We start from the raw sequence: 13,510 nt of genomic DNA, 5'->3' as shown, positions 1-13,510 counted from the left end.
CGCGAATGTGTCGTTCGTGTGTATGGCTAGTTTGTAGTGCTACTTTTCTGGTTGATCAGGCCAAGTTGCACTAGGGATTCCACCGTTTGTTTAGCCACCGGACCGGCTGCGGTTCCGCCGCTTCCAGCGTGTTCCAGAATGACAGTCAACGCATACCGAGGACTAGTTGCAGGGGCGTAGCCGGCAAACCAGGCGTGGTCTTCTTTGCCACCGACTTCCGCTGTTCCCGTCTTTCCAGCGATTTGAACGAGCTTTGATCGGACCGCTTTGTATCCCGTGCCACCCGGGTGAGCGACGACACGTTCCAGACCCTCGCGGATGCGTTCGAGTGTGTCGGGCGTGAGACCGGGAATCGGTTCCGATAACGTGTTTCCGCTGGTGAACTGTCCGCCGATTCGCTGCACAAAATGCGGCGTGACGAGATGACCATCATTCGCGACCGCTGCCATCATGCGAGTGATTTGCAGTGGCGTGACCGCCAAGCGACTTTGCCCGATCGCCAGCCCTAACGTGTCACCGTTGTACCATGCTCCTTCATCGGTCGGTGAGGGCACGTGTCCGGCTGCTTCGCTTGGGAGGTCGATTCCGGTCGGACGGCCGAATCCGAAACGGTCGGCCCAGCCAACGATTGGCTCGGCACCGATGACGCGGGCTCCGTGAAAGAAGTAGACGTTGCAAGACTGTGCGATCGCGTCTGCCAAACCAATGTGTTGATGGCCGACACCGTAATGGCGATAGATATAACAGCGATGACTCTGTGGACTATCTAAAAATCCTCGACAATAGAACGGAGCATCAGGGTCGATTTGCCCACTCTCAAGTAGGGCAATTGAGGTCAATGTTTTGAAGACCGAACCGGGGGCAATAGCCATTTGGGTCACACGGTTGAAGAATGGGCGTCGTGGGTCGGATGATAGTTCCTGCCAACGGTCGACCGTGGGGGTGATGAGATCGTTCAAGTCGTAATCGGGAGCAGACACCGCCGCCACGACGGCTCCGGTGCGGACATCCATCACAACAATCGCAGCTCCGGCTGCGGGGTCGGCGTTTTCGCCGGTTCTGGCTGCCAATGTCCTCGCAAGGAGGGACTGTAACTGTCGTTGGAGTGGTGCGTGTAAGGTCAGAGTGACATCTTGACCTGGTCGCGGATGCCGGACGACTTCGGTCGTGATGATCTCGCCTTGTCGGTTCTTGACGATTCGTTTTTGGCCGGGCATTCCATGCAAGACGAGCTCGCGATGCCGTTCGATTCCGCTGCGACCGACGCGGTTTTCTTCCCGATAGGCCAAGGGGTCGCCATCGGGAAATTGCTGTTTACGGGCTCGGATTTCGTCTCCCTGGATTTGGGTTCGCACGCCGATCACATGCGGAGCCAACGAACTGTCTCGATACACTCGTGAGGAAGTCCGTCGTACGAGCAGACCGGGAAATTGGTCCGGGGCCGATTCAAACTTTGCCGCCGTGTGTAACGAGATCGATTCCAACAGCGGGTGATAGTCCAACTCCTCACGAATCACGATCGGACCGCGACGCTCTCGCGATGGGGCGTTGGTCAGTTCATCTAGAATTCGCTGCCAAATCCGTTCCCACCATTCCGATTGGGGAGCAGTTTCCAACGGAGTTTGCTGAGCTTTGAGTTTTCGTTCGTGATTTTCTCTCACATGGGTCGCGATGCGTTCGACCCGTTGTTGGATGGCTTGTCGTCGTTGACTGAGTTCATCGATTGGCGTGCCGGTTTCTTCGGCTATTCGCCGCCATAGCGTTTCGCGATCCGCTTGGACTTGTTGCTTGGCTTGTTGAACGAGAACCGGATCACGTCGGGCGAGTCGATCTAATCGGTCCAACGCCTGTTGTCGCAACCACGCATCGTTCGGAGGTTCTTCCAGCCAGCGATAGTGAATATGCAAGCTCAGCTCGAAGGTGTCTTCGGCAAGAACTTGACCGTCCTGAGTGAGAATCCGTCCATCGGATGTGGGGATGTCTTCGAAGGTTTCGGTCGTCTGTGCATAAGGGGCGGCGAAATCTGAGCCGATGGCAAATTGTAGGTACGCAAGACGAACAACGATCAGCAAGATCGGAACCGAGAACCCCACGAATAACCAGCAGAGTCGGCCGATCGGACGGCTATCGACTTGCCATCCCGATTCGGTGATGGAATCGGTTGCATCGTCGAACAGACTTCGGGGTTGGTTGAGCATCGGTGGTGATGTCTGTCGAAAGCGGGAGTCGCGGAGCGTGATCCCGTGGGGGCTTCATCGGCAACGTGGAATCGCTTACAGATTGATTTCGTGGGGTAGGGGTTGGACGGCCAATCGGCGGACAAATGCTTGCACGCATAGGAAAATCAACACCACGGCCAAAGTGCAGAATCCCGTCGCAGCGACTGCAAGCACAACTTGGGCATGATCGGATTGCTGACCGGTGATGAGTAATCGGGCGGTTTGCGAAAAGAACAATGCTGCGAAGATCGCCACGGCTGCCACGCTAACGGTGGCTGTCATGCCAGCGGATTCGCCACGTTGGGAATGACTTGCCAACCAGCGACGAATTCCGAAAACCGTCCAGACGCCCACCAGCATATCGACTCCCAGCGGACCACCGATCAAGCCATCACTCAGTAACCCCGCGATCGCTGCCCAGACATACGCCGACCATCCGCGTAACGTCAGCCCGGCAGTCACGACAGCCAAGACGAGGTAATGCGGTCCGACGGGACCGGTCAAAACTCCCGTCACTTGGCAAACCAAGGCTGTGTAAATGAGGAGTAAAAATCCGAGATGCTGCATCTCTATGTCACCGCTTCGATTGAGAGGAACTCGTCTTCGGTGTCGTCGGCGGGTCTCACCGTGGTATTGGGTTTCGGGTCGAAACGAACGCTGGGGTCAACGGTTCGCTTTGGGTTGCTCGGCGGATGCGGTGCGGAGGGGATTGGGTTTTTCCCGCAGAACCGTCACTTGCGAGGCAGAACCGGGCGAAAATCCAGGTTGAATCTGAATCGCCCACGTTTGACGATCGGCTGACAACTCGGCCTCCACAATCGTCCCGTAATACATCGGATGTCCGCCAGTTTCATCGGGGTTGGCGGAGAAAATTTCATCACCCACGCTGACCGGTTCGGTCGCGGGCACATGCTCCAAAATGCACGTTTCGCCTCCGGTGCCAGCGAGAATGCCTTCGGCACCGTAGACAAATCCATCCGTGGTGCGACGCACGATTCTTGCAAGCCCTCGGTATTTCTCGTCAGTGACCAGTTGCACGACGCTGACGGAACTTCCGACTTCCAGCAATCGACCAACGACACATCGACCGGCGAACACCGACCGTCCCACCGACAAACCTGCATCGGTTCCTTGATCGATCACCGTGGACTCGTCCGCCAAGACCAATTCATCGCCGATCAGTCCGTGACTGCGGCCGAGATCAATCAGCGTGGCCGACTTCCACAACGATCCGGATTCCCGGCTGAGCACATTCGCGGAGATCATCTCCGGTACGAACAGCGGTTCCGAACTTGCGACGGGCCAGGGTGCGACACCTTGTGTCTGTGTGAGCGTCAACTGCTCTTGGAGTTGGGCAGCTTCGGCTTGCCAACGTCGGCTTTGTTCTTGCCAATGACGCACCTCGGTGGCGAGTTGCTCGACTCGTGGATCGACTCCAGCCGGTCGTTGCCAATTCTCAATCCATTGACTGACCGTATCCCGCGTGGAATGGGAAACTTGCAATCCCGGCTCCAGGGCATCGTACGTGGATTGCTTGAGCGTTTGCCCCCACCGTTTCGGAGCAGCCAACAACCCCACCGCCACGAGCGAAAGCAGCACGACGATTCGCAGTTCCGTTTTCATCGGTTGCGTCTCCTCTATACGTCGCGATCGCCGGAGTCCAAACTGTCCCGCCATTGGGCGAAGTGATCCAAGCAGATGGCCGTTCCCCGCGCCACAGTCGTGAGCGGATCGTCCGCTGCCCGCACGGGGATACCAAGTCGTTCCCACAAAAATTGATCCAAATTCCGCAACAGTGCTCCGCCACCGGTGAGAATCAACCCGTTGTCAGCCAAGTCGGCGACGAGTTCGGGGTGACAGCTTTCGATAGTCGATTTCACGCAGCCCAAAATCGCTTCGAGCGGGTCTTGCAATGCCTCGCGGATTTCTTCGCTGGTCACGATGGCCTTGCGAGGCACACCGCTGATGGTGTCCAAACCGTTGACTTCCGCCGTCAATTCCTGGTCGAGCGGATACGCACTCCCGGCGGCAATTTTGACTTGCTCCGCCGTTTGGTCACCAATTCGAAGCGAAAAGTGTTGTTTCATGTAGTCGATGATGGCCTGATCGAGTTCATCGCCACCGACCCGAATGGATCGCGACGATGCGATGTCCGCCAGACTGAAAATCGCGACTTCCGTGGTCCCACCACCGATGTCGCAGACCATGCTTGCCATCGGTTCGGAGATCGGCAGACCGGCCCCGATCCCGGCGGCTTTGGATTCTTCGACCAGCCATACGCGACCGGCTCCGGCGCGTTCGGCACTGTTGAAGACGGCCCGTTTTTCGACCGGTGTGATGCCACCCGGTACCGCGATCACCACTCGCGGCCGCAGACCCCGACTGTTCTTGCGGGCCTTCTGGATAAAGTATCGCAGCATCGCCTCACAGAGTTCGAAATCGGTAATCACACCGTCTCGTAGCGGACGAATTGCGGTGATGGAATCCGGCGTGCGACCGAGCATTTGCTTGGCCAGTTTTCCGACGGCTGTTCCCTTCCCCAGAACCCGTCGACTGCCTTTCTGCAACGCCACCACCGACGGTTCGTTCACCAATACACCGAACCCATGCACCGCAACCAGAGTGTTCGCGGTACCCAAGTCGATGGCAAGGTCCGGGCATAACCATTGTCGCAAACGATGCAGCATCCGTGCCGGCTCGCAAAATGGGCGGGGTCATTCGAAGTTGTTCAGAATGGGGGACTGTACTTTGCGCGCTGATTTCTGACAAGACGAGGTTTCCGCCATTTGCAGATGGGATCAACGTCCGAATCTGACGTTCGGGCTTTCTTACAGTAATCACAGCGGCGAAAATGGATGCGAAGTTGGATTCCAAGACCCTTGGTGGTACGTTGGCGGCTACTGCTGACTCCGTTCAAACACGCTTCCCGCCTTGTGTCCTGACCACGAAAGTCCTTCCATGTTGTTCTCCAAACTTCTGCCGGTCTGCTTTGTGGTGTTCATGACAACCAGTCTCCATGCCGACGATTGGCCGCAGTGGATGGGGCCGAATCGTGACAACGTGTGGCGAGAAGACGGACTTCTGCAAACGTTTCCGGAAGGAGGCCCGCGAGTCGTGTGGCGGGTTCCGATCGCTGGCGGGTATTCCGGACCGGCGGTGGCTAATGGCCGAGTCTACGTGATGGATTACGTGACGAAAGAAAATGTGAAGGTCGACAATTTCGATCGTAAGCAGTTCTCGGGAACCGAACGAGTCCTCTGCTTGAATGAGGCCACTGGAAAAGAAATTTGGAAGCACGAATACCCGGTGCGGTATCGCGTTTCCTATCCCGCAGGACCACGCTGCACGCCCAACGTTCACGCCGGCAAGGTTTACACACTTGGGGCTGAGGGCGATTTGTATTGTTTGAATGCCCAGACCGGGGAAGTGGTGTGGTCCAAGAATTTCCCGAACGAGTATCAAGCCAAAACGCCACTCTGGGGGTTCGCGGCTCATCCGTTGATCGACGGCCAAAAACTGATTTGCGTGGTTGGCGGCCGAGACGCTCATGCAGTGGCTTTCGACAAGGACACGGGACGAGAAATTTGGCGGGCCCTCAAAACCCCTCAAACCGGTTATGTTCCACCGTCCATAATTGACGCCGGCGGTGTTCGACAGTTGATCCTATTTCACCCATCGGCTGTTGCGTCTGTCGATCCGGAAACCGGAGAGCTTTACTGGTCGGTTCCATATGAAGCCACAAACGGTGCCGCGATCATGACCCCCGTCATCGAAGACAATCTGTTATTTGCCGGCAGTTTCTCGAACAACAACATTCTTATCGAGCTAGACGAAACCAAGCCCGCAGCGAAACCACTCTGGCGAGATCGGTCGAAAAAAGCGATTTCGCCAGTCAACGTGCAACCGTTCCTGGGAGACGGCACTCTATACGGTTTCGATCAGAACGGGTTGATGTACGGTGTGGAGTTGAAAACCGGCGATCGCCTGTGGCAATCCGGAGAGCCCGTCAACACAAAACGCCCCTCGAACTCGGCAACGGCATTCATCGTCAAGAATGCTGAGAAGTTCTGGATGTTCAATGAACACGGTGAACTTCTCATCGCAAAGCTCTCCCGCCAAGGCTACGAAGAAATCGACCGCGTCAAAGTCATCGAGCCAACCAACAACGCATTCGGACGAGACGTCGTATGGTGTCCACCAGCATGGGCCAACCGCAAAGTCTACCTTCGCAACGACAAAGAGTGCCTATGCCTCGACTTGGCCGAAAACTAGTCACGCAGGCAGGGTTGACGTAGCGTAACCCTGCCTGCGGTGTTCTTTGTGTAGAGTTGTCTCTACTTGCCGACTACCGATTACTTCTTTTGCTTGGCTTCAATCTTGAGCATTTCTTGGGCGTAGCGTTGGCCGAGTTTTTGCATGCTGGGGGTGTCGAAGTGCCAGCGGTCCATGGTTTTGAGACCTTTGGAACTGGCGAAGCCGGTGTGCGGGACGGTTGCGGGGAGTTCGGCGATTTGATCGTTAATCGGCGGGAGATTCTGAACTTGCCCGGCGACAAACGGAAGCTCTTCATTGCCGAGGTCGGTCCGAAGATCTGTGATCAAGGTTTCGAGTTTCTTCAGATAGCCTTCGGGGTTGCTGCCGTTGCCTTCACCTTGATGCCAAAGAATTCCTTTGAGCGTGCCGGTCTTCTGAGCTTCTTTCGCCCGCCGGACAGCTTCCTTGTAGAACTGTGTGCCCTTCGCCCATTGCTCAATCTTCGTTCCGCCTTTGGCATTCACAACGAGGCCAATGGTGGCGTCTTTCTTGGCCTTTGACATCATCTCAACAAACCCGTAACCCGGATTCATCTTCTGCATGCTCAGGGATTTGCGAATGGTGGAATAGCGATTGAACGGATTCTTGGCAGGCTCCCATTGATCGTCACCATTGAGCAGATAGCAACCGGCGATGGCTCCCGACTGCTCGTCACTGAACGGTGCTCGCCCGGCCATGTTGGATTGACCAATCAACAGATAGACATGGAGCTTTTCTTTCGGTCCGCTGTAGGAACTTGCACTTTCGTCCTCTGCGACGAGGTTCGTGACATGCAAGCACAGTAATGCTGTCAGTGTGAGGACCGAAACACCTTTGAGGAATCGCATGGGAGGACTTTCTAAAGCAGTTAACTCGTGATCGTAGCGGGTTCTGGGACTTCGCCGTATTTTAACTCACCGGCGAGGAAAGTCGCGACGGTGTCGAACGTGCCGCCGGGTTGCCAGTTGAACAACACGAGATCCGCACGGGAACCACGGCGGAGACGACATTCTTCATAGCCGAGCAGCAGGGCGGGGTTGCGGCTGGTCATGTCGATGGCTTGACCGAGAGTGAGTGGAGCCATCTTCATCGCGGTGGCAACGCAGTGATCAGTTTCCTGTCCCGAACCGGCAAGATACTGCCGTTGACCGGCGACCACGAGCCGTCCGTCTTCCAAGACTTCCATCGCCACGGCACCTTCCTCGTACACTCCCGGCGGACAACCGGCGAGCCCGGACGCGTCACAAGTGATGATCGTCCGATCAACGCCCTTAGCCGTAATGATCGACCGCACCACGCTGGCGGGAAGGTGGTGTCCATCGGTGATAATCCCCGCCCACAAGCGAGAATCTCCAAGTTGCTCCCAAAGGTAGTTCGGGTGTCGTCGCAGTGTGCCGTGGGCACCGTTGCCGAGATGCGTGCTCATCGTGGCCCCGGCATCGACGGCGGCTTCGATCTGCTCGGGAGTGGCACCGGTGTGACCGATCGAAATAACCACACTCGATTCCACCGCTTGTCGAATGAACGGGACGATGTTCTCTTGATCCGGCGCGACCGTCACCAATCGAATCCGGTTACCGGAGGCCTTCTGCCACTCCGTGAACTCGTCCCAATCGGCGGGGCGGACGTGCTCGAGTGGATGCGCACCGCGAGGACCATCTTCGGCGGCAATGTAGGGGCCTTCCAAATGGCAACCGGGCACCATGCGATCGACCCACTCGTGCCGATCACACGCTTCGGCGACTGCGGAAAATCCATCGCGGAGAGCTTCGAACGAGTTGGTAATCAACGTGGGACAAAGACGAGTCACCCCGTGAGCCAGATACTTCTCGACCACCAAACAAACGTCGTCCGCGGACAAATTCTCCTGGCTGAACCACGTGCCGGAGTGTCCGTTGATCTGCAAATCGAACAAACCCGGCGCGATCCATGGCCAATCGGCGGTGGAGTCATCCGGCCACACCGGATCGACGCGTCGAATGCGTCCAGCGTTCAAGGTGACTCGAATCGGTTCACCGTTCTGATAATGCCGACCGAAAACCTGCATAAGAAATCTCTATTCAATGTCGAAATAGTGTTCGTGTTGATTCGGTTCTTGAGCGCATCTTCTTCGATATCAACAGGTTATTGTGAGTGATTCTGTTTGGTGATTGTTCCAACGAGATTTTTGGAAATCTCGGAGCGCAAGTTGCTTCTTGTCCTGGGAACCGAGAATTTTTACGTATCACCATAAAAGAAGGACACGAAACCGATGGCATTTCTGTACTGGGCGATTTTTGGATTGATTGCCGGCGCGTTGGGGAAATTATTGATGCCAGGCGATGATCCTGGTGGTTGTCTGGTGACGATTCTATTGGGAGTCGCTGGTGCATTTGTCGGTGGATTTATCGGCACGCGACTCGGATGGGGCACCGTGGATGGCTTCGACATCCGGAGCTTTGCCATGGCGATCGGCGGCACCATGCTGTTGCTGCTCGGATATCGAATTCTGAAGAAAACAGACTGATCGGGTTCACAATTCCGCTGGGAGTGCGAACGGTCGATCAGTCCCCTGCGAGTCGGTGGGGTTGAAATCAGCGTCTGTTGATGTCTGATGCTACGATCGGCAGCCGACTCTTGCAAGCGTTGTCAGTTCGTGACTTGCAGGCGACGCAATTCTTTCGGCAACGGGAAATGAACATGTTCCTCACGGATCACTTCTTCCCGCATGGTCGCGTTGAACGTCTTCACAAGGTGATCGACGACTTCTTCTACGACGACCTCCGGCGCACTCGCCCCAGCGGAAATCAGCACCGTGTTAATGCCTTCAAACCACTCCGGCCGGAGTTCGCTGGCGGTGTCGATGAGGTACGACGGTTTCCCGACAGCTTCGCCGATTTCTTTCAAGCGGCGACTGTTCGAGCTGTTTTGGCTTCCCAAAACTAGGACCAAATCCGCCTGGGGAGCCAGTTGGGAGATGGCGTCTTGCCGGTTGGTGGTCGCATAGCAAATATCGCCTTTCGGGGGCGATTCGATGTGCGGATACCGCTCGACCAACGCATCGATCACCGCACCGGCTTCGGTCACGCTCAGCGTCGTTTGCGTGAGATACGCAAGTTTGTCGTCTGGGCCAAATGGAAGTTCCGCGACCTCCTCCGGAGTTTCGACTAGCGTAATGCTCTCCGGAGCTTCGCCCATCGTGCCGATGACTTCGTCGTGGCCTTCATGACCGATCAGCAAGATGTGGTATCCGCCGCGCGCGTATCGGATGGCTTCCAAGTGGACTTTCGTCACGAGCGGACAAGTGGCGTCGATGGTCTGTAACTTCCGCTCACGAGATTGGTTGCGGATTTCCGGAGAAACGCCGTGGGCGCTGTAGAGCAGAATCGAACCTTCGGGAACTTCGCTGACATCGTTCACGAAGGTCACGCCTTGTTTCGTGAAGCGTTCGACCACATATTTGTTGTGCACAATTTCGTGGTAGACGTAAATCTCCGATCCAAACATGCGGATCGCTTCGTCGAGGCAGTCGATGGCCATGTTCACGCCGGCACAAAAGCCGCGTGGGTTCGCCAAGATGATTTCCATGAGAATTCCTCAATGGTTTCGAGGTTCGGTCCATCAGTGTAACCGCAGATGGCGGGAAGTTTAACGGCTTCACGGAGGAATTTGAGTGTACGTCTGAGGATTTTGAGTTTCGTTCCCGCTGCGATTTTCCGTTTGATAGCGAAATCCGATGCCACGTGTTCGTTCTAAAGGCCCTGAAATGGAGCCCGAATTGGTAGGTAACAGGGCAGGCGACGTGGTAGCAATTCAAACTCCAGATGTTTGTCTTCGCCCGGTTCACCGTCGAGGTTGAACTGCAAACCGTCGGGAGCTTCGACCGACAAGCGATCGGTTTGAAGGTAAATCAGGTGTTCGCTTTCAAAGTGCGTGGTCATTTCCTTGAGTTCTGCCAGCACTTCGAAATACTGCATCAGCGGAAAATCTTTGACGATGGTCACGTCGAGTAAACCGTCGTCGATGATGGCTTTGGGTGCGAGTTTGTAGCCACCGCCGGATTGTCGGCCGTTGCCGACGGTGATCGCGAGGGCCTCACCGGACCATTGGAAATCATCAGCGGTCACATGGATCGTGCGTGGTTGAATGTTGGCCGCCTGCGTGACCCCCGTGACGAAGTACGCAAACCCGCCGAGCAATTGCTTCAGTTCCGGTGCCGTTTCCGCCGTGATCTCCGCACCATACCCACAACTGACCATATTAATGAAGTGCTGATCGTTGACCTTGCCGACGTCGATCGCCTTCCGTGGGGCTTTGTCGAGCATTTCGATGGCCACATCCGGATTGTTCGCCGGAATCCCACAAGCGGTGGCGAAATCGTTGGCCGTGCCATAAGGGATGAGTGCAAACGCGGCTTGGATGTCTTCCGCACTGAGCATGCCCTGAGCGACCTCATTGGCGGTTCCATCCCCGCCGACCGCGACGATGGCATCCCAATTGGATTGGCAACGATCTTTTGCCAGCGTGAAGGCATCTCCAGCTTGCTTCGTGAAGTTGACTTCGATCCGACGATTTTGCGACTTCAGTAAATCGATGACGCGAATGAGTTCCGCATCATCCCGACACTTTCCATTGACGATCAAACACAGCGAACGATGAGACAGTTCCGGTGTGGACATGGGTGTGGCTTAATCCGCAGGGGGTTGAAGTTCACTGAGTGATGTTTTGGCTTGCAGGACAACATCGTTCTGCATGCCGCGAACTTGCAGACGAATTGTTGGGTCTGCGGTCTGCCAGTCAATGTGAATCGTGCCAAAGTTTTCCGGATTGTACACTACACCAACACGGTGTTCGTTCAATTCGTTCCGCCATTTGCTGGGCTGGTTCAAACTGCTCGAGGTCACATCATAGATGGGATATCCAACGACCTCGGCCGGTAGTCGGGAAATTTCCGCGTGATGCCGGTCTCCACTGACGAAGATAACACCGTTCGCTTTCGTCTTCCGAATCAGATCGAATAACCGCTGACGTTCGTGGGGCATGAGTCCCCATTTTTCCCAGCCGTGTTGGTCCGCCACGACTTGAATGCTGGACGCAATGATTCGCACCTTGGCGGGTTTTTTCAGCTCCGCTTCCAACCACTTCCATTGCGTCTCACCGAGCATGGTCGCATCGGCATTGGTGTTTGGTAGATACACGCCGTGCTCGCCCGAACCCGGTTCGGTTTGCCAGCGTTTGGGGATGAGTGGGCTGCGAAAGTAGCGGGTGTCCAGAAGCAACACCTGCACGCGTTTGTCTTCCGGGCCGAACATCTTCGCCAGATACACTCCTTCGCGTTTGCGTCTTGGGGAGTCGGCGGGTTCTTCGAAGAAGTCGAGGAAGATTCTCTGCGATTCTACCTTTTTGGGGTATTCGCTGCCCGCGTCGTTTTCGCCGTAATCGTGGTCGTCCCATGTCGCCAAGATCGGCACACTCGACTTGAGTTTCTGATACCCCGATTGAGCCCCGAGCTTGGCCCACTTCGCTTTCAACGCGGCCATGTCCCGTGTGTCACCGTAGATGTTGTCACCGATGAACAGAAACAATTGTGGATTGCTGACCTGAATGCCGTTCCAAATCGGTTGGGGGTTTTCTTGCTTCGCACAGGACCCAAATGCGATTCGGCTCAGCGGTGCATCGTCAGCCCGAACGACCTCGCTCACCGAGATGAGATTCAGCAGCACCAACAGTGCTGGAAGAAACAGTACACGAACAATCATCAGGTAGGTTCCTTGGCTGGAGCCGGGACGGCACGGGGCGGGCGCGGACCGTGAAATTGATAATATGTGCATGCCAACCGACCGTTGTACAACTTCCGTCGCCGGTCGGCTTTTCGATTGATCAATTGCTCAAACTTCGGGTTCGATGCCAACACGTAGAAGGACCATGTCGGCAGCGATTCAAACACCTTGGGCATTTGGCGGTATGTCGCTTCGGCTTGGCGTTGGGAACTCGAGCGTTCGCCGTAGGGTGGGTTGGTGATGATGCACCCGTATTCTCTCGAGGTTTGCAGTTCGGCAAACGGTTTGCGTTCGAAGTGAATGGCGTCTTCGATTCCGGCGGCTGCAGCGTGAGTGCGAGCCAACTGAATTGCTCGTGTGTCGATGTCGGTGGCCAAAATCGGATGGGCCAACTTTTCGACTTCCTGAGATTTCGCGTCCTCGCGAACGTCTGTCCAAATCTCGGATGCGATTTGCGGCCAGGTTTCGCAGGCAAATTCCCGATGCATTCCCGGAGCACGATTCAACCCGATCATCGCGGCTTCAATGGCGATCGTGCCGGAACCGCAAAACGGGTCGATCAGCGGTCGCTCACGGTTCCAGAAACTCAATTGCACCAACGCAGCTGCCAACGTTTCTTTCAACGGAGCACTTCCGACCAAAGTTCGGTATCCACGTTTGTGCAAGCTGGGACCGGTGGTGTTGATCGCCAACGTCACTTTGTCTTTGAGGATCGATACATCAATTTCGTAGGCCGGTCCGGTTTCATCGAACCAATTGCCTCCGAAGCGACGTTGCAATGATTCGACAATCGACTTCTTGACCATGGATTGAATCGTCGGCGTATGATGCAACTGTGACCGGACGCTTTTCGCTCGCACCGGAAACGCCGCCGTCTTGCCCAGAATGTTCGGCCAATCTTGCAGCGTGGTGATTTCGAATAGCGTGTCGAAGTCGTCCGCGTGGAACTCGGCGATCTTCCACAAGACGCGGTCGGCACTTCGCAACCACACATTCGATCGGCAAACCGCCGACCAATCGCCCTGGAATTGCACGCGACCATCGCTGGTGGTTTGCTCGGTGTACCCCAGGGCAGCCAACTCACGTCCGACAACGGATTCCAAACCGAACGGCATAGTGGCGATAAGGTCAAGTTGGGGGGCGGAATCGGTCATGGATCTCTAGGGGCGGAAGGAGTGTGTTTCTCAACGGTCATAACAAATTGCCAGACGCGAATCGAGACGCAGCCCGATTTGCCGA

At 55.9% G+C, this 13,510-nt stretch carries 12 protein-coding genes; 2 read left to right on the top strand and 10 right to left on the bottom strand.

The window, feature by feature from the left end:
- Positions 1–26: 26 nt before the first annotated feature.
- From G6R38_RS20955 to G6R38_RS20940, 4 genes are all read right to left on the bottom strand, one after another.
- Positions 27–2,198, bottom strand: a complete 2,172-nt coding sequence (locus G6R38_RS20955) for a peptidoglycan D,D-transpeptidase FtsI family protein (protein WP_166830738.1) — start codon at positions 2,196–2,198, stop codon at positions 27–29.
- 75 nt (positions 2,199–2,273) lie between these two features.
- Positions 2,274–2,786, bottom strand: a complete 513-nt coding sequence (gene mreD / locus G6R38_RS20950; protein WP_166830737.1) for a rod shape-determining protein MreD — start codon at positions 2,784–2,786, stop codon at positions 2,274–2,276.
- 96 nt (positions 2,787–2,882) lie between these two features.
- The gene (mreC, locus tag G6R38_RS20945) at positions 2,883–3,842 is read right to left on the bottom strand and encodes a rod shape-determining protein MreC (protein ID WP_166830736.1); all 960 of its coding nucleotides are present in this window, start codon (positions 3,840–3,842) and stop codon (positions 2,883–2,885) included.
- A 14-nt stretch (positions 3,843–3,856) separates the two neighbouring features.
- On the bottom strand, positions 3,857–4,906 hold the full coding sequence (locus G6R38_RS20940; protein WP_166830735.1) for a rod shape-determining protein: 1,050 nt from the start codon (positions 4,904–4,906) through the stop codon (positions 3,857–3,859).
- A 271-nt stretch (positions 4,907–5,177) separates the two neighbouring features.
- Here G6R38_RS20940 and G6R38_RS20935 point away from each other — a divergent pair, with 271 nt between their 5' ends.
- Positions 5,178–6,491, top strand: a complete 1,314-nt coding sequence (locus tag G6R38_RS20935; RefSeq protein ID WP_166830734.1) for a PQQ-binding-like beta-propeller repeat protein — start codon at positions 5,178–5,180, stop codon at positions 6,489–6,491.
- Between the two features lie 80 nt (positions 6,492–6,571).
- Here the strand turns inward: G6R38_RS20935 and G6R38_RS20930 are convergent, their stop codons facing one another.
- Positions 6,572–7,360, bottom strand: a complete 789-nt coding sequence (locus tag G6R38_RS20930; RefSeq protein ID WP_166830733.1) for a sialate O-acetylesterase — start codon at positions 7,358–7,360, stop codon at positions 6,572–6,574.
- 20 nt (positions 7,361–7,380) lie between these two features.
- Entirely contained in the window at positions 7,381–8,559 is a 1,179-nt protein-coding gene (locus G6R38_RS20925) for an N-acetylglucosamine-6-phosphate deacetylase (RefSeq protein WP_166830732.1), read from the bottom strand.
- A 204-nt stretch (positions 8,560–8,763) separates the two neighbouring features.
- Here G6R38_RS20925 and G6R38_RS20920 point away from each other — a divergent pair, with 204 nt between their 5' ends.
- Positions 8,764–9,018: a GlsB/YeaQ/YmgE family stress response membrane protein gene (locus G6R38_RS20920; protein WP_166830731.1), complete on the top strand. Its 255-nt coding sequence runs from the start codon at positions 8,764–8,766 to the stop codon at positions 9,016–9,018.
- Positions 9,019–9,140: 122 nt separating this feature from the next.
- Here G6R38_RS20920 and ispH read toward each other — a convergent pair whose 3' ends face one another.
- From ispH to G6R38_RS20900, 4 genes are all read right to left on the bottom strand, one after another.
- On the bottom strand, positions 9,141–10,079 hold the full coding sequence (gene ispH / locus G6R38_RS20915) for a 4-hydroxy-3-methylbut-2-enyl diphosphate reductase (RefSeq protein ID WP_166830730.1): 939 nt from the start codon (positions 10,077–10,079) through the stop codon (positions 9,141–9,143).
- Between the two features lie 164 nt (positions 10,080–10,243).
- Positions 10,244–11,170 (bottom strand): lipid kinase YegS, encoded by a 927-nt coding sequence (gene yegS, locus G6R38_RS20910; protein ID WP_166830729.1) that lies wholly within the window; start codon positions 11,168–11,170, stop codon positions 10,244–10,246.
- 9 nt (positions 11,171–11,179) lie between these two features.
- Complete coding sequence (locus G6R38_RS20905) at positions 11,180–12,250, bottom strand: alkaline phosphatase D family protein (RefSeq protein WP_166830728.1); 1,071 nt, start codon at positions 12,248–12,250, stop codon at positions 11,180–11,182.
- Positions 12,250–13,425, bottom strand: coding sequence for a THUMP domain-containing class I SAM-dependent RNA methyltransferase (locus G6R38_RS20900; protein WP_166830727.1), 1,176 nt, complete (start codon positions 13,423–13,425; stop codon positions 12,250–12,252). The genes G6R38_RS20905 and G6R38_RS20900 overlap by 1 nt, the downstream gene beginning before the upstream one ends.
- Positions 13,426–13,510 lie beyond the last annotated feature (85 nt).

This window comes from Thalassoroseus pseudoceratinae, assembly GCF_011634775.1.
Taxonomy (GTDB): domain Bacteria; phylum Planctomycetota; class Planctomycetia; order Planctomycetales; family Planctomycetaceae; genus Thalassoroseus; species Thalassoroseus pseudoceratinae.
The sequence above is the reverse complement of the archived record's forward strand: the minus strand, read 5'-3'. Positions and strand labels throughout refer to the sequence as shown.